Source organism: Neorhizobium sp. SOG26 (assembly GCF_003491345.1).
GTDB classification, from domain to species: domain Bacteria; phylum Pseudomonadota; class Alphaproteobacteria; order Rhizobiales; family Rhizobiaceae; genus Neorhizobium; species Neorhizobium turbinariae.
Map to the genome: position 1 here is coordinate 2,651,532 of NZ_CP025512.1, position 14,656 is coordinate 2,666,187.

At 59.5% G+C, this 14,656-nt stretch carries 20 protein-coding genes; 5 read left to right on the forward strand and 15 right to left on the reverse strand.

Going from position 1 to position 14,656, the window contains the following annotated elements; translation table 11 throughout:
- Nucleotides 1-2 precede the first annotated feature (2 nt).
- The 4 genes from arsB to CYG48_RS13220 are packed head-to-tail and all read right to left on the reverse strand — an operon-like array spanning nt 3 to nt 2,387.
- The gene (gene arsB, locus CYG48_RS13205; protein ID WP_118850799.1) at nt 3-1,061 is read right to left on the reverse strand and encodes an ACR3 family arsenite efflux transporter; all 1,059 of its coding nucleotides are present in this window, start codon (nt 1,059-1,061) and stop codon (nt 3-5) included.
- Entirely contained in the window at nt 1,061-1,585 is a 525-nt protein-coding gene (locus CYG48_RS13210; protein WP_118850800.1) for an arsenate reductase ArsC, read from the reverse strand. Before CYG48_RS13210 ends, arsB begins: the two co-directional genes overlap by 1 nt.
- Before the next feature lie 14 nt (nt 1,586-1,599).
- Entirely contained in the window at nt 1,600-2,037 is a 438-nt protein-coding gene (gene arsN2 / locus CYG48_RS13215) for an arsenic resistance N-acetyltransferase ArsN2 (RefSeq protein WP_118850801.1), read from the reverse strand.
- Nucleotides 2,034-2,387, reverse strand: a complete 354-nt coding sequence (locus CYG48_RS13220; protein WP_118850802.1) for an ArsR/SmtB family transcription factor — start codon at nt 2,385-2,387, stop codon at nt 2,034-2,036. The genes arsN2 and CYG48_RS13220 overlap by 4 nt, the downstream gene beginning before the upstream one ends.
- A gap of 232 nt (nt 2,388-2,619) precedes the next feature.
- On the opposite strand from CYG48_RS13220, the gene CYG48_RS13225 reads away from it, so the two are divergent.
- Nucleotides 2,620-2,988 (forward strand): VOC family protein, encoded by a 369-nt coding sequence (locus CYG48_RS13225; protein WP_118851652.1) that lies wholly within the window; start codon nt 2,620-2,622, stop codon nt 2,986-2,988.
- A 344-nt stretch (nt 2,989-3,332) separates the two neighbouring features.
- Here the strand turns inward: CYG48_RS13225 and CYG48_RS13230 are convergent, their stop codons facing one another.
- A complete protein-coding gene (locus tag CYG48_RS13230; protein ID WP_118850803.1) occupies nt 3,333-3,971 on the reverse strand; it encodes a hypothetical protein in 639 nt (212 codons plus the stop codon).
- Nucleotides 3,972-3,980: 9 nt separating this feature from the next.
- Entirely contained in the window at nt 3,981-5,027 is a 1,047-nt protein-coding gene (locus tag CYG48_RS13235; RefSeq protein WP_150132726.1) for a hypothetical protein, read from the reverse strand.
- A gap of 286 nt (nt 5,028-5,313) precedes the next feature.
- Between CYG48_RS13235 and CYG48_RS13240 the strand changes: the two genes are divergently transcribed.
- Together CYG48_RS13240 and CYG48_RS13245 are read left to right on the forward strand one after the other, a co-directional pair.
- Nucleotides 5,314-6,495 (forward strand): MFS transporter, encoded by a 1,182-nt coding sequence (locus tag CYG48_RS13240; RefSeq protein WP_199925145.1) that lies wholly within the window; start codon nt 5,314-5,316, stop codon nt 6,493-6,495.
- 104 nt (nt 6,496-6,599) lie between these two features.
- On the forward strand, nt 6,600-7,004 hold the full coding sequence (locus CYG48_RS13245; RefSeq protein ID WP_118850806.1) for a VOC family protein: 405 nt from the start codon (nt 6,600-6,602) through the stop codon (nt 7,002-7,004).
- A 90-nt stretch (nt 7,005-7,094) separates the two neighbouring features.
- Here the strand turns inward: CYG48_RS13245 and CYG48_RS13250 are convergent, their stop codons facing one another.
- Together CYG48_RS13250 and CYG48_RS13255 are read right to left on the reverse strand one after the other, a co-directional pair.
- On the reverse strand, nt 7,095-7,715 hold the full coding sequence (locus tag CYG48_RS13250) for a tyrosine-type recombinase/integrase (RefSeq protein ID WP_118850807.1): 621 nt from the start codon (nt 7,713-7,715) through the stop codon (nt 7,095-7,097).
- A gap of 198 nt (nt 7,716-7,913) precedes the next feature.
- Nucleotides 7,914-8,702 (reverse strand): glutaredoxin family protein, encoded by a 789-nt coding sequence (locus CYG48_RS13255; protein ID WP_118850808.1) that lies wholly within the window; start codon nt 8,700-8,702, stop codon nt 7,914-7,916.
- A 54-nt stretch (nt 8,703-8,756) separates the two neighbouring features.
- On the opposite strand from CYG48_RS13255, the gene CYG48_RS13260 reads away from it, so the two are divergent.
- Nucleotides 8,757-9,161, forward strand: a complete 405-nt coding sequence (locus CYG48_RS13260; protein WP_118850809.1) for a MerR family transcriptional regulator — start codon at nt 8,757-8,759, stop codon at nt 9,159-9,161.
- 65 nt (nt 9,162-9,226) lie between these two features.
- Here the strand turns inward: CYG48_RS13260 and CYG48_RS13265 are convergent, their stop codons facing one another.
- The 7 genes from CYG48_RS13265 to CYG48_RS13295 form a co-directional block, all read right to left on the reverse strand.
- Nucleotides 9,227-9,676 carry a DUF411 domain-containing protein gene (locus tag CYG48_RS13265; protein WP_118850810.1) on the reverse strand — a complete coding sequence of 150 codons (450 nt, stop codon included), beginning with the start codon at nt 9,674-9,676 and terminating at the stop codon, nt 9,227-9,229.
- 54 nt (nt 9,677-9,730) lie between these two features.
- Nucleotides 9,731-10,015: a copper-binding protein gene (locus CYG48_RS13270; protein ID WP_118850811.1), complete on the reverse strand. Its 285-nt coding sequence runs from the start codon at nt 10,013-10,015 to the stop codon at nt 9,731-9,733.
- Nucleotides 10,016-10,035: 20 nt separating this feature from the next.
- Nucleotides 10,036-10,512 (reverse strand): cupredoxin domain-containing protein, encoded by a 477-nt coding sequence (locus CYG48_RS13275; protein ID WP_118850812.1) that lies wholly within the window; start codon nt 10,510-10,512, stop codon nt 10,036-10,038.
- 29 nt (nt 10,513-10,541) lie between these two features.
- A complete protein-coding gene (locus tag CYG48_RS13280) occupies nt 10,542-11,900 on the reverse strand; it encodes a multicopper oxidase family protein (RefSeq protein ID WP_118850813.1) in 1,359 nt (452 codons plus the stop codon).
- A gap of 11 nt (nt 11,901-11,911) precedes the next feature.
- Nucleotides 11,912-13,369, reverse strand: a complete 1,458-nt coding sequence (locus CYG48_RS13285) for a TolC family protein (RefSeq protein ID WP_118851653.1) — start codon at nt 13,367-13,369, stop codon at nt 11,912-11,914.
- Nucleotides 13,369-13,590: a hypothetical protein gene (locus CYG48_RS13290; RefSeq protein ID WP_118850814.1), complete on the reverse strand. Its 222-nt coding sequence runs from the start codon at nt 13,588-13,590 to the stop codon at nt 13,369-13,371. The genes CYG48_RS13285 and CYG48_RS13290 overlap by 1 nt, the downstream gene beginning before the upstream one ends.
- Before the next feature lie 86 nt (nt 13,591-13,676).
- Nucleotides 13,677-14,090, reverse strand: a complete 414-nt coding sequence (locus CYG48_RS13295) for a hypothetical protein (RefSeq protein ID WP_137040207.1) — start codon at nt 14,088-14,090, stop codon at nt 13,677-13,679.
- Between the two features lie 211 nt (nt 14,091-14,301).
- On the opposite strand from CYG48_RS13295, the gene CYG48_RS13300 reads away from it, so the two are divergent.
- Nucleotides 14,302-14,634, forward strand: coding sequence for a hypothetical protein (locus tag CYG48_RS13300; protein WP_118850816.1), 333 nt, complete (start codon nt 14,302-14,304; stop codon nt 14,632-14,634).
- Nucleotides 14,635-14,656 lie beyond the last annotated feature (22 nt).

The following is a 14,656-nucleotide window of genomic DNA, read 5'->3' on the forward strand; positions in this document are numbered from 1 at the left end:
GGTCAGGTCCTTCCGGAGACGGTGTTTCGAGATACGGCCGGCGCGGCCTCGTACCAGCCCTTCGAACGGTTCACGATCCAGACGACCGAGAGCATGACCGGTACCTCGATGAGGACGCCGACGACCGTCGCCAGCGCCGCGCCGGAATGGAATCCAAAGAGGCTGATGGCTGCGGCGACGGCTAGCTCAAAGAAGTTGGACGCCCCGATCAGTGCCGAGGGTCCGGCCACGCAGTGTCGCTCGCCGGACATGCGGTTGAGGATGTAGGCCAGACCCGAGTTGAAGTAGACCTGGATCAGGATCGGGACCGCCAGCAGGGCGATGATCGTCGGCTGGGCGATGATCTGCTCACCCTGGAATCCGAACAGCAGGACAAGCGTGGCCAGCAGGGAAACAAGCGAGATCGGCTGCAGCCTTTCCAGCATCCTGTCTAACCCGGAGGTCGTGCCGTCGACAGTGAGCCTGCTTCTTAGAACCTGCGCGATGATAACGGGTATGACGATGTAAAGACCAACCGAGATGACCAGCGTATCCCACGGGACGGTGATTGCGGACAGCCCGAGAAGCAGGCCCACGATCGGCGCGAAGGCGACGATCATGATCGCGTCGTTGAGAGCTACCTGCGACAGCGTGAACAACGGTTCTCCGCGCGTCAGGTTGGACCAGACGAAAACCATGGCCGTGCATGGAGCGGCCGCAAGGATGATCAGGCCCGCGATGTAGGAGTCGATCTGGTCCGCTGGCAGGTAAGGCCTGAACAGGTATCCGATGAAGAGCCATCCGAGGATCGCCATCGAGAACGGCTTGACGGCCCAGTTGATGAACAGCGTTACGCCGATCCCGCGCCAGTACGTGCCGACCTTCGCAAGGGAGCGGAAGTCGATCTTCAAAAGCATCGGGATGATCATCAACCAGATGAGGACGGCTACGGGGATGTTCACCTTTGCGACCTCGACCGCACCAATTGTCTGGAATAGCCCCGGAATGAGATGTCCAAGGGCCACGCCGACGACGATGCAGAGGAAGACCCAGATGGTGAGATAGCGTTCAAATGCGGACATCAGGCGGTCTCCCCGGCGGCAGAAGAGCCTTCCATCGCGCCAATCTGGCGGAGACGGGTTTGAAGCGCCATGCGATCGATGGACTCGAGCGGAAGGCTCAGGAACGCGATGATACGGTTCTTCAGGAATCTTGCGGCCTGGGCAAAGGCGCGCTGTACTTCAACTTCCGAGCCTTCTACGGCGGCAGGGTCTTCGACACCCCAGTGAGCGGTCATCGGATGTCCGATCCAGACCGGGCAGGCCTCACCTGCCGCGCTATCGCAGACCGTGAAGATGAAGTCCATTTCGGGAGCGCCCTCCTTGGCGAAGACATCCCAGCTTTTCGAAGAGAAGCCCGTCGAGGGATAGCCGAGCGCATCCAGTTCCTTGAGGGCATGCGGATTGACCTCGCCTCTTGGCTGGCTGCCGGCAGAGAACGCGCGGAAGCGACCTTTGCCCTCCTCGTTCAGGATAGACTCGGCGAGAATAGAACGAGCGGAATTGCCCGTGCACAGGAAGAGCACGTTGTAGGTCTTGTCGGTCATGGTCGTTGTCCGTGTCAGGTCGGAGGTCTATTGAGTTTCATGATCGTCGCCGAGGCCGGGCAGATGCCGGAGAGCTGGCGGGTGGATAGAATGGCCGGAGGGGCGTTGCTCCGATTGACCGGGACGAAATCCATTCGCTCGAAGATCGGGGATGCGGTTGTCGTCGCGAGGAAAACAGCCGCGGTTTCTGGAGCCTGCTTGAGGGTCTCGCCCACCAGCGCCTTGGCAAGGCCTCTGCCACGGTATTCAGGGAGAACGACCACCGATCTTAGGAGGACGCTATCGCCGCAATGCTCGATCCCCGTGTAGCCGAGCGTTTCCCCGTTCCCGCCGACGACCCTGAAAAATGAGCGTCCTTCGTCCTCAAGGTCCTCAACCGGAAGGGCGGCTTCCACGAGCGCCTTTCGGAGACCGCGATCGCAGCCTTCGATCGTTTCCAGGCGTATGGTCATGATGCCTCCACCGCGGGCGCGCAACAGGGCGTCAACTCGGCGATCAAAGGCGCGCATAGCTGGTTGGAGCCTCCGCAACAGTCTTTCAGCAGGAACAACGTCAGCTCTCGAAGGCCATCCAGGTCAGCCCTGTAGATGATTGAACGGCTCTGCCTCTCGCTCGTCACCAATCCAGCTCGCGAGAGTGTGGCGAGATGCGCTGACATCGTGTTTTGCGGGACATCGAGCATCCGCGCCAACTCCCCTGCCGGGACGCCCTCCGGCTCGTGCCTCACCAGGGCGCGAAACGTCTCAAGCCTCGTTGGTTGTGCCAATGCGCCGAGCGCCGTGATCGCGAGTGAGCTTTCCATATATCCAGAATAACGGATAGGATAATGGAGTCAACCTTTCTGCCTTGTCCTGCTTCTTTGAACGGAAGTCTGAAAGTAGAGATCACCGAGGAAGACGGATGTCCGCTGTTGGCGCGACGCGGAAACGATTTCCGCGTTTGGTCGCAGAGGGCATGGCGTCTACCTTACCTTCGCGTTGCGCTCGAGTCCGATCAACTGCATTCTTCTTCTGATGGAAGGGACGGAGAGTTTCATGCCGAAGGTCGTTGGAATCGGCGGAGTGTTTTTTCGGGCAGCCAACCCGACGAGCTTAGCCGAATGGTATCAAAAGCATCTCGGTATTGATGACCTCCACAAGTCTGTGTGGCAGCAGGAGGCCGGGATGACAATTTTCGGTCCCTTTTCGAAGGACAGCGACTATTTCGGCCGGGTGGAACAGCAATGGATGGTCAATTTCCGCGTTGATGACCTCAACGGAATGATTGCGAACCTAACGGCCAGCGGGATTCTGGTGGAAGCGCGAGACGAGTGGAACTCGGAGGTCGGCCGCTTTGCCCGGATTCATGATCCCGAAGGAAATCCGATAGAACTGTGGGAGCCCACCCAGGACTTAGAAGAGTAGCTTGGCCATGCGAGCATGGGAGGACTGGCCGCACCTTGACGACCCCTATCGGCGCGAAGCGGAAGACGCCTGTCGGCCCAAACCGGTCATCGGCGACCGAATGCGGTGAGGCGGCTCTGCGCCCTCACTTCGGCCGTCCCGGGATGCTGGCGCTGGCCCCGAAAGCGGTCGGTCAACTTCGCAATGATCAACGAGCACCGCGAAGAGCGCAACCCTAAATTGCCCACAAACGTGGGAACAAGCTCTTGGCGATCGCTGGACATTGTCGGAAGGAAAACGGCCCGCTCCGACCGTCACATTACCCGGACCCGATTGAATCCGAAATTCCGTCGGCGCAACGCCTATTATTCGACGACGACAACGGTCTCGACGACGGTGACGACTGCGCGGCAGGGATTGAACGACGAGATGCAATCAACGAAGTGCTCGCGGTTTGGCTCGGGTTGTATGGCGATACTGAGCGTACCATCGCAATGCTTCACGGCCATCGCGTTGGCTACAATATGGTCGAAGCCATACTTGGCCTCAATCGCCTCCAAGCACATCTCGAATGAGATAATGTAGCTGGAGAGCTTATCCCACTCTCCGGGCAGAGCGTCCCTGAACGCCTTGATGAAACGCTTATCGCCCGAGAGCAGGAGCTTGCCACCCGGGCTCCGCATCAGAACGGCGGCAAGGATGTTCTCGCCATCGTCAATATCCGCGATTTCGCGGAGGACCTTGAAGCCCTCATCGGACTCCAACCCTTCGGTCAGTTCGTCAGCGATGACGGGGACTTCTCGAGCTACGCCTTCGATCCGCGACATGATCTCAGCGTGGTCTCCCTTGCCGAGCTTGCGATCAAGTTTGCCCTTGACCCATCGCGCCGAGCTGGTCGGAGCCAACCGATACGGGTGAGAAATGCCGAGCGCGTCAATGGCCTCCCACCACAGATTGCAGCAGCAGAGCTTAATCAGCACATCGGAGTCGAAAAGACCGATCACGTTTTCTGCCTAGAGGACTCCCAGTTTTTCTAGGAATTCCAGGCTGTCGTCTCTTAGAAATTCGGGATCGACGTGTGCGTTCAGCGCGTCCTTGCAGATTTCGTCAGTGGTGCGACCGTGCTGGAAATCTGGCAGGGCCTTCAGCGCTGCTTGCCCCAGTCCGTACGGCTTCTTCCCGTCTATGGGCGAATTGTGCACGGCATTGAGGACAACATATCCTGGGTTCATCGACTTCTGACGGGCGTATGTAAGAGCGACACCGGCAAGCAGGTCAGCTCTCATCAGCTTCTTAAAGTGCACTTCCTGGCCGCCTTCCCCCAGGGTTCTAGTGGAATAACGATTTGCCTCACGCTCTTGCTGATCACCGCCATCGTTTTCGTCGTCGGTGTAATCGACAGTATCGTCGACGATAGCTTCACCTTCCGCCATCGGAAGGTGACCTTCAGCAATGTGACCGGCTTCATGCCCGAGAAGGAAGAGCAACCAATCAGGATGGGGGACCTTCTTGGTCAGCACAATGACAGGGCGACCGGACACGAAGCAGGCCATACCCTCCATCTTCCTACCGCTAGCGGGTAGAGACGGCATATAAAGCACAGGGATGCCGAGGGACCAAAGGACCGTCAACATTGAGGAGAGGTCTGGCCAACCGTTCTCAGATGCCGCCAACACCATGCGACGGAACTCGGCTGGATCGTTCGGCATGCCCATCCACGGGGACAATGTCATCTTGCCTACGAGCCGCGCACAAGCAGTGGCTACACAGCGAGCGGCAATAACTTGGTCATGTGTCGTGCCACGGGTGGTCTTGAACCTTGCCACCGGCAATTCACAGCCAATAAGCTGACCGTTGTCAGCGATATCGAGGCCGACGTTACGAGAAAGAAATGTCTTGAGCTGAAGGACACCGGCACGACTGTCAAAGGCGGTGTCTACCCAGTCCGGCATGTAGTCTTTGAACACGCGCCATTCGAGACCGAGATGAGTTAGTTCTTCTCGGAGCGCTTTTTCAGCATTCGCCGGGGTGGTTGAGTGAATCAGTGCGGCCGCCTCCACAAGTTGGCATATCCATACAATATCTATACCGATAGAGAACGTCAGTTTCCGACAGTACACAACGATTTTTACGCTTCAAAGGTTGCTGGAGGCTTTAGCGGTGCTCCTGACGGCAGCTTTTCGGACTGATCACAGGAAACCGGGCAGGCTGCAAACGGCCCAAAGCAGACCTCCGGTCACGCAGAATCTTTGGTAAGTAGAGGCCCAGGAGACGCCCGCCGCGCCAAATCATCAACCTATTTGTTCGGTCCCATAAGTGCTGAGTGATAGGTCCGAGTTTTCTCGAATGATATACGGGGCCATGATCCGATCTGCATCGCCCACCTTCATGTTCTCGCTTATTGCGTTTGGCACAATTCTCGGAATCGCCGGAACTGACCTCGTCCTTCCCGCGGTTCCCACGATGCCACGCGAGTTGGGCGGCACGCCCGCTTTAGCCCAGATGGTGCTGGCAGCCTATGCCGCAGGGACTCTCGTGGGTCTGCTGACATTCGGCGAGCTTGGAGCGAGGTATTCCCCTCGCAAACTCCTGATCTGGTCGCTGACCTTATTTGGTCTCATCTCCGTACTGGCGGTGTTCGCCCCTACGCTGGAATCGCTGGTGGCTTTTCGATTCGCTCAGGGGGCCTTCGGCTCTGGTCCCGCGGTATTTGCTCCAGGTTTCATCCAGGGTCTCTTCACGGGTGATAAAGCGGCCGGAATGTTTGGCCGGCTTGGCTCGATTGAATCTCTAACTCCGGCGCTTGCCCCGGTGGCAGGTGCGCTTCTGCTCAGCATGGGCGGTTGGGAAACATCCTTCCTGGTTCTTGGAGCCCTTGCGATCTTCTGCGCCATCGCCTGCGTGGTCTACAGTCACGCGCTTCCGGATCGAACCGTACCGCTCGAGACACATCGAAGCTACTTGTCGATCCTGCGGGACGCGGTGTTCCTTCGACACGCGCTGAGCCAGGCATTCTCCCTCGCCGCAATTCTCATCTTTGTCTTTGGCGCACCGGTCGTGATGACCGAGATCATGGGCGGCGGCATTGAGGATTTCATCCTTCTGCAGATTTGCGGCATAGCCATCTTTATCCTGGCATCGAATCTTTCAAGTACACTCGCCAGCAAGTTCGGGGTCGAACGCATGATCTGCCTTGGAACAGCCGCTTTGTTCGCTGCCTTCCTGCTGATCCTTGCCTATGTTCAGTTCGGTGGAAGCAGCCTTGCTGTCATCGTGCCCATCTGGGTTATCACCAATGGGGCATTTGGTCTGCGTGGTCCGATAGGTTTTCATCAGGCCATAGTCGCCTCCAAGGGCGATCATTCTCGTGGCGCTGCACTGGTTGTGGCCGGCATCTTGGGGTTCACGGCGGCAGGTACCGCTATCGCCGCGCCGTTCCTTGAACTTGGTTGGTGGCCTCTCGCTCTGGCAAGCTGCCTTTCGGCAGCCCTTGCCTTCCTCTGCCTGGCAGTCTTCCCAAAAGCCTGAGCTGCTCTTTCGAAGGAGCGAAAGTACATCTGCGTTCGGTACGGGCTGATGAAAATCACCGCCGCCGTGTAACTCGCGCTCTCAGCAACGTTTAGGAGCACCATATGCCGCAGTCCCTAGTACATGTCGCGCTGATCGTCCGAGACTACGACGAAGCGATCGCCTTCTTCGTCGGAAAGCTCGGCTTCGATCTCCTCGAAGATACTTATCAGCCGGAGCAGGACAAACGCTGGGTGATTGTAAGACCAAGCGGAGGTGAGGGTTGCTCTGTACTGCTCGCACGTGCTTCGAGCGAGCATCAATCGCAATGGATCGGCAACCAGGCGGGCGGGCGCGTCTTCTTATTCCTGAGGACCGATGACTTCTGGCGCGATTATCGAGCCTTCGTTGATCGCGGCATCGAGTTTGAGCGAGAACCGAACGAAGCCGATTATGGCCTCGTTGCTGTATTCAAAGACCTCTACGGCAACCTCTGGGACCTGATCGAATTCGCTCCAGACCGACATTGATGCGATATATGCGTCGGCCGCAGAGCGTCCTTTCTTTTTGTCTCCTATTGGCGCGAGAGAGACCACCGGCTGTCGCCGATGGTCAAGAACCTAAAGCTCAATTTGCTCCGCAATCCTGAGCGCATCGTCTATCTCGACGCCGAGGTATCGGACGGTGCTTTCGAGCTTCGTGTGACCGAGCAGAATCTGGACCGCCCGCAGATTGCCCGTCTTTTTGTAAATCTGTGCTGCCTTGGTTCTCCTCATAGAGTGGGTGCCATATGCGCTGGCATCGAGCCCGATTGACGCGACCCATCGCTGGACAATCCGAGCATACTGCCTTGTCGAAAGATGCTGCGACCTCTTCCGATTGCTCGGAAACAGATAGCTGCTGCCGGTCCTTCGAACAAAGGGGAGCCACGCCGCAAGCGCCATCTTGGTCTGTTCGGTGACCTCGAACTGCACAGGCCGCTTCGTCTTCTTCTGGATGACGGTGGCCCGATCTCGGATCGAACTGCCGGACCATAAATCGTCAACCTTCAGCTTGACGAGGTCACAAGCACGAAGCTTGCTATCGATGGCGAGGTTAAAGAGCGCCAGTTCCCGGATCGCGCCGCTCATCTCCAGTCGAACGCGGATCGACCACACGTTCTTCGGCTGCAGTGGCCGCTTCTGGCCGACTAGAATTCCCTTGTTCCATGGATATCGATTACGCAGTACGGCGGTGTCCATGCCAAAGCCTCCGCCACACCTCCCACCACGTCGCCTCTCTTCAGGCGGTCGGATCATAGCACGCTTTGTCGCTGTGCGGCCCAAAGCGGACATGGCCTATGCCGCTCAGTTTTGGACACTACAGTACCCCCTCGTAAGCAAGGTGCCTGAGGCTTTGTCAGCATCAGGCACCTTGACTCGACGTCTCTTGCTCTGTCGCTACATCGCATGACCAGTCGTGAGCCCCGTCGAAGCGAGTGCCATCCAGATCGCCATGGCGATCATCATCAGGTTCTCGGTCAGAGAGATGAAGCCGAGCGGTACATTGCTCGATCCGCCAACGCAGGCGCACTTCAGCTCCCGTCTGTCGATGTAGACCGCCTTGAAGACCGAGACTGCTCCAATGGTGCCGATGAATAGCGCCACCGGGACAGAGAGCCAGTTCGCCACTCCGGCCACCATCAGAACGCCTGCCAGCCCCTCCGCGTAAGGATAGATGTAGCTGTAGGGAACCCAACGCTTCGCCAAGAGGTCGTAGTTCAGGAACATGGTCGCGAAGCTCTCGACGTTCTGGAGCTTCAGCATCGCCAGGACGACCATGGAAAAGGCGATGAACCACTCCGCTGCGCGCAGCGTGAACGGGTCGCCCAGGACGGCATAGCTTCCAGCGAGAGCCATCAGAGCCGTCAGCGTAAACAGAACGATGACCGGCCGATAGGTGGTCGCCTTGGGGTCGGCCACGGACTTGCCGAGGAACCTGCGCAGGTCATCGTGGCCGCCCACACGGTAGCCGCTGACAAATACCTGCGGAGTGGTCGAGACACCATGCTTCGCCTTGAACGCATCGGTCTCTTCACGGGTGGTCAAGTGATGGTCCTCGACCTCGTAGCCTTCGCGGCGGAGAACGTCCTTTGCCTTCAGTCCATACGGGCAGGTATGCCCGGGCATGACCATCCGGTAGAGGACGGCCTTCTTTTCCAGTAATGCGGGGTCTGTTCTCTCCAACATTTTCACGTCTCCTTCGTCTTGTGAAACCGTCGGTAAGACCATACGCTCCGTACCATGGTACGGAGTCAAGCCCTTATGGATATGACAATCGGAAAATTCGCGGCCACAGGAAAAGTCGGGGTGGAAACCATCAGGTTCTACCAGCGCAAGGGTCTTCTGCGGACACCGAAGCGGCTGGAAGGCGGCAGGCGCTATGGAAGCGAGGACGTCCGAAGGCTCCTGTTCATCAAGCAGGCGCAGTCGGCCGGGTTCACACTGGAGGAGATCAGGGAACTGCTCCATCTCGATGCGAGCGATGACAGGGAGCGCGCTCGCGAGGCCGCCAGGGCACGTCTCGCCGCACTCAACGAGCGGATCGCCGAATTGAACAAGGCGCGCGAGGCTCTGGAACGGCTGATTGGCGAATGTGCCTCAGGCAAGAAAGGGCCTTGCCCGATCCTGGCATCGTTCGGACTTTAGGCTCTGTGCCTGCAGCCTTCCTCGCAGTCGTCTTTGTGGCGATTCCCCGTGCAGCAGCGAATGCTCTAGCTCGGTCTCACCGCAAGATAGACGTAAGGTGCTGAACCGTCGCGAGGCACGGCCATCACGTCATAGCTAGCCCGTGGGTCATTCCCCATGCCAAGCGAGCCGGATGGCATGCCCGCGACGGCAAGCCCGGCAAGCGGCGGACGTTCGCGTAGAAGTTTCTCTGCAGCGTCCAGGGGGACATGTCCTTCAAGGTAGTAGCCGTCGACTTCCGCCGTATGGCAGCCCCACAGATTAGAGGGGACTTTGAGACCGACCTTCACAGCATCCATGTCGGCTTCGTTGACGGTACTGACGTCATATCCGGCCTTGCCGAAGGCCGATGCCCATGCGGCGCAACATCCGCAGTTCGGGTCCTTGTGAACCGTCATCTTGGGTGCTGCCGCTAGGACCATGCCCGGAGCGGCTGCTGCCGATGCGACCAGGCTGATGAATGTTCTGCGTTTCATCTGTTTCTCCTCTAGGGCTCTGGCCGCCACGGGTTGCCGGGGCGGCCCAGGTCTTCACTTCAGCTGCGTGACAGTCAGCTTTCCGTTCAGACGGTCGGCGACGAACTCTACCGTTGAGCCCTGCTTCATTTTCTCCAGCATTGCCTCGTCCTGAACATAGAAGACCATGGTCATCGCTGGCATGTCGAGGCTCTTCAACTCCTCGTGGATGAGGGTCACCTTCTTCGCCTTAGCGTCGACCTTCTTGACCGTGCCCTTAGTGAACTCCTGGGCGAAGGCCCCGGTTGCCGCACCCAAGGTCAGGACCGCGGCAAGCGCGATGTTGAGAATTACTTTCATAGTGGTGCTCCTTTCGTTGCTTACTTCTTGGCCACGGTGACGTTTCCGTGCATTCCGGCGTCGTAGTGGCCGGGTACGAGGCAGGCGACCTTGAAGACGCCGTCATTCGTGAACTTCCAGACGATCTCCCCGGATTCGCCCGGTGCCAGTCGGATCGCGTTCGGGTCGTCGTGTTCCATCTCAGGGAACTTCTCCATGAGAGCCTTGTGCTCCATGACCTTGTCCTCCTGGTCGAGAACGAATTCATGGTCCACTTCGCCATCGTTCTTCACGGCAAAGCGGATCGTCTGGCCCTTGCGGACCTTGAAGCTATCCGGCGTGAAGACCATGCGGCCGTCATCGGTTTCCTTCATGCTAACACGAATCGTCTGGGTGACCTTCGACTTCTGTCCGGGTTCACCCACCGCCATCTCGCCGTGACCTCCGGCGTGGCTTCCGGCCGCGATGGCAGGAGTTGCGAGTGTGGCCAGAAGCAGGGCTGTCAGTGCAGTCTTCATAGGCGATGTCCTTTCGAGGTGAGTTGCGATCAGTGGTGTTCCGAATGGTTCGGGGTGATTGTGGTCGTCGCGTCGGTGGCCTTGGGCGCATCTGGGAGGCTTCCGGTCCATTCCCACGCCTGGGTGCCGGGCGGGTTTTCGTACCAGCCGGGATCGGTGTAATCGCCAGCGGAGATGCCCTCGCGAACCTTCACGACCGAGAACATGCCGCCCATCTCGATGGGCCCGTGAGGTCCCCAGCCGGTCATCATCGGGATCGTGTTCTCGGGTATCTCCATCGACATCTCGCCCATGTCCGCCATACCGGCGGTTCCCATCGGCATGTATTCGGGCTGGAAGCGTCGGATTTTGCTGGCCACCTGCTTCTTGTCGACGCCTATGAAGGTCGGGATGTCATGGCCCATGGCATTCATGGTGTGGTGCGACTTGTGGCAGTGGATCGCCCAGTCGCCGACGTACTTGGCGTCGAACTCGTAGGCGCGCATCGCGCCAACCGGGATGTCGATGCTGACCTCCGGCCAGCGGGCCTCCGGACGCACCCAGCCCCCATCCGTGCAGGTGACTTCGAAGTCGTAGCCGTGCATGTGGATTGGATGGTTCGTCATCGTCAGGTTTCCGACCCGGACGCGGACCTTGTCGTTCTTCGAAACAACAAGCGGGTCGATGCCGGGGAACACGCGACTATTCCAGGCCCAGAGGTTGAAGTCCGTCATTTCCATGATGCGCGGGACATAGGAGCCCGGCTCGATATCGAAGGCATTCAGGAGGAAGACGAAGTCGCGGTCGACCGGCATGAACGTCGGGTCCTTGGGATGGACCACGAAGAAGCCCATCATCCCCATGGCCATCTGGACCATTTCGTCTGAATGCGGGTGGTACATGAAGGTGCCCGACTTCACGAGGTCGAACTCGTAGACAAAGGTTTTGCCGACGGGGATATGAGGCTGCGAAAGACCGCCCACACCATCCATGCCCGATGGCAGGATCATGCCATGCCAGTGGATCGTCGTGTGTTCCGGAAGCTTGTTGGTCACGAAGATGCGGACCCGGTCACCTTCGACAGCTTCAATCGTCGGCCCAGGGGACTGGCCGTTGTACCCCCAGAGATAGGCGGTCATCCCTTCCGCCATCTCCCGTTCGACCGGCTCGGCTACCAGATGGAATTCCTTGACGCCATTGTTCATCCGGAACGGCAGGGTCCATCCATTGAGGGTAACAACCGGATTGTAGTCGGGCCCAGTGGTGGGCTTGACCGGCGTCTGGGTGGCGGCCGTATCCATCAGTGCCGCTTCCGGCAAACCCATGTTGGAAGTCCGGCCCCACGCCTGCGAGGAAACCAATGCGGCACCTGCCGCACCTGCTCCCAGTAATTGTCTTCTGCTGAACATGATCGTTTCCTTTAGTGCCCGCCGCTCTCGGCCGCTTCCGCTGAGGGGACCTCCGTTTCACCGGAAGGCGCACCGGCGCTGCCGCCATAGATGGCGGGGGCGAGGTTCGCTTCGGCTAGCCAGAAGTCTCTCTTTGCGTTGACTGCGAGGAGGGCTGAATTGACGCTGTCCCGGCTGTCCGAGATCAGCTCGAATGTGCTCGTGAGCATGCCGTTATAGGTGAGAAGCGACTGCTCCTCGACCGCCTTGCGCAAGGGAAGAACGTTGTTCCTGTAGTGGCGCGCGATGTCGTAGTTGGAGCGGTACGCCTGGTAGGCGGACCTCGCCTCCGAGCGAGCGTTGACCGCCTTTTCCGCCAGTTGGTTGGCCGCCCGCATGTAGGCCAACTCGCCTTTTCGGAGCCGCACCTGACCGGAATCGAAGATCGGGATCGTGAATTCCAGCGAAGCAGTCCGCGACACGTCGGAGACAATGCCATGATCCTCGCGTTCACGTTCCTTCTCCACCATGCCAACCAGCTCGATGTCCGTGACGATCCGGGTTGCGTCCTCCAGCTTGTAGGACTGCGCCGTCGCCTGAAGCTCCAGCCGGGCGATTTGGAGATCAATGCGCTTGTGGATCGCTTCGGCCTCGATGTCGTCGCGTTTGATCAGGGCCCGAGGCAATGACGGGAGCTGGTTCGGTATCTGGAACTCGACATCCGAGCCGGACAGCCCCATCAGTCGGATCAGCTCTTCCTTCGCCAGCCGCGCAGCCAATCTTGCCTTCGCGGTTTCGCCCGTCAGCTCGGCATAGAACACATGTTCCCGGGCTTGCTCTCCCTTTGGCATCGACCCCGCCTCACCCAGTTTCTGGGTCAGATCGGACGCCGCCTCCGCCGCAGCGCGCGCACGGTTGAGGTAGGCGACATTCTCCCATGCCGCGACCGCTTTGATCCAGGCCCGGCGGGTATCGGCAGCAAGCGAGATGGTTGCGAGCGCCGCATTGAGCTGCGCCTGCCGGAAGCGTGTCTCCGCGATTTTCATGTTCCTGTCATAGGTCACCAATGACAGGATGTTTGCCGCGATGGCACCTTCCAGCACCCTGTATGCTTCGAGCCCGGGTGTGCCGATACCGGAGACGCCAACCGAGAACTTCGGCAGAACAGAAAGCTGCGTCTGCCAGGCGTCTGCTGCACTGTCACCGAGGTCGGCATAGGCCGCCTGGAGGCCCTTGTTGTTGAGCAGTGCCACCTGCACAGCAGTCTCGGCGTCAACCGTCTTCCTGGCCATCAGCGTCTTGACGCGGGCACGGGCATCTGCCGCCTGCTGCTGGTTCTGGACCCAGACCGTCTGCTTGCCAGTTGCTTCGCCGCTTCTTAGCGATGCGTTCATGAACCCGGCGTCCTTCGCCGAGTAGGCGGTCGTGCAGCCCGACGCCACGAGCGGCAGCGCGACGGCAGCGATTAACTTAATCCCGCTGGAGGTCATCATGAGCCTTCCTTGCTGGGAGCCTGCGCGTCGTTCAGACCGCGCCATGGCTTCGGATCGACGGGGATGCGATGGGTGTAGCTTCCGATGGGGCTCCGATAGGAAACCGGGGCCGCGTAGGCGGAATCAGGATGGCCGGCGGGGTCGACGACTTCCGGCAGGGTGGAGGCGCAGCCGCCGACGAGCAGCGGAAGGGCGGCCACCAGGAACGATGGATTCATTGAGAATGTCCGGGAATGAGATCGCGTTCGCGCTCACGCCCTCGACGAGCGTGGAGACGCGGCAAAACCCGCCCATTGGCGGGCGCTCATGCTCGGATGTTGGGCGGCCTGTGGAGGCTGGGACGCGTGCCTTGGATGCGACCGTCGTCCAGGAAGTGCAGGGGCGATGAGGCTGTCACAACGCCGGACGACTGGACGGAAGAGGGAAGGGCAGCGCTGAAGCAGAAGTCCTGGCAGCAGTCCTTCTTCACCTGCTTGCCGAAGTCGTCGCCATCGCCGTTGTGATCGCCGTGTGCATGATGTCCGGCGTCTGCATGTTGGATCGGCACCGCTTGAAAGCGGGCGTCTTCATGATCCTCGACTGCGATGGAAACTGCGACGTCGGCGTAGGCCGAGCCGTGCATTGCCGCATTGGCGTTGGGAATGGTGTAGCCGGCCAGCGATACGACGACCGCCAGACGAAAGACTACCATCATCCTGCTCACCAGGTTGCGAAGCACTATGCTCATCTCCAAGGACTAACACCGGTCCCGTAGCCGTTCAATCGCCGATTCGTGCGGCGGAATTACGCCATCCTTCGATGGCTAAGGCTTCCCCCGTGGGAAGGTCAAGCGCCAGGCTGGCAAAAATGCCGCGTGCGGCGACCCTGTCGACAACCCATCGCTGGGAACAAAATCGTCAGCGGCCTGTTGTCGGTGAGGGAGCGGAACCATGATGCACATGCACCGGCCACGCACGCTCGTATGGGCGATGATCGCGATGTTCGCCATCACTGTCTCGGCCGCCCTGTCTCCGGCGATGGCGGGAGCCGGGCACCACTGCGGCCCCCATCTTCAGACGGATCACGCGCCGGACGACGCTGATCGTCACCCCATGGTACCGGGATGCTGCGCTGGCATGCAGTGCTGCCCGATCGTTCCAGAGCCCGCTCCCGGCTTCGCCGTAATCCCCGTGGGGCTTGTTCCTCCGGTGCGGGTGGACCTCGAAGATCCCTTGATCCTGGATCAGGACATCGATCCTCCTCCACGTTTCGGAAGCATCTGATCGAGCACTTCCCCAATCAGCA

Coding starts and splice junctions, on each gene's coding strand:
- CYG48_RS13280 (WP_118850813.1), bottom strand. CDS start 11,900: ATGTTCAGCAGAAGACAATTACTGGGAGCAGGTGCGGCAGGTGCCGCA.
- arsN2 (WP_118850801.1), bottom strand. CDS start 2,037: ATGACCATACGCCTGGAAACGATCGAAGGCTGCGATCGCGGTCTCCGA.
- CYG48_RS13240 (WP_199925145.1), top strand. CDS start 5,314: ATGATATACGGGGCCATGATCCGATCTGCATCGCCCACCTTCATGTTC.
- CYG48_RS13210 (WP_118850800.1), bottom strand. CDS start 1,585: ATGACCGACAAGACCTACAACGTGCTCTTCCTGTGCACGGGCAATTCC.
- CYG48_RS13290 (WP_118850814.1), bottom strand. CDS start 13,590: ATGAATCCATCGTTCCTGGTGGCCGCCCTTCCGCTGCTCGTCGGCGGC.
- CYG48_RS13265 (WP_118850810.1), bottom strand. CDS start 9,676: ATGAAACGCAGAACATTCATCAGCCTGGTCGCATCGGCAGCAGCCGCT.
- CYG48_RS13250 (WP_118850807.1), bottom strand. CDS start 7,715: ATGGACACCGCCGTACTGCGTAATCGATATCCATGGAACAAGGGAATT.
- CYG48_RS13260 (WP_118850809.1), top strand. CDS start 8,757: ATGGTACGGAGTCAAGCCCTTATGGATATGACAATCGGAAAATTCGCG.
- CYG48_RS13245 (WP_118850806.1), top strand. CDS start 6,600: ATGCCGCAGTCCCTAGTACATGTCGCGCTGATCGTCCGAGACTACGAC.
- CYG48_RS13300 (WP_118850816.1), top strand. CDS start 14,302: ATGATGCACATGCACCGGCCACGCACGCTCGTATGGGCGATGATCGCG.
- CYG48_RS13225 (WP_118851652.1), top strand. CDS start 2,620: ATGCCGAAGGTCGTTGGAATCGGCGGAGTGTTTTTTCGGGCAGCCAAC.
- CYG48_RS13220 (WP_118850802.1), bottom strand. CDS start 2,387: ATGGAAAGCTCACTCGCGATCACGGCGCTCGGCGCATTGGCACAACCA.
- CYG48_RS13285 (WP_118851653.1), bottom strand. CDS start 13,369: ATGACCTCCAGCGGGATTAAGTTAATCGCTGCCGTCGCGCTGCCGCTC.
- CYG48_RS13275 (WP_118850812.1), bottom strand. CDS start 10,512: ATGAAGACTGCACTGACAGCCCTGCTTCTGGCCACACTCGCAACTCCT.
- arsB (WP_118850799.1), bottom strand. CDS start 1,061: ATGTCCGCATTTGAACGCTATCTCACCATCTGGGTCTTCCTCTGCATC.
- CYG48_RS13270 (WP_118850811.1), bottom strand. CDS start 10,015: ATGAAAGTAATTCTCAACATCGCGCTTGCCGCGGTCCTGACCTTGGGT.
- CYG48_RS13255 (WP_118850808.1), bottom strand. CDS start 8,702: ATGTTGGAGAGAACAGACCCCGCATTACTGGAAAAGAAGGCCGTCCTC.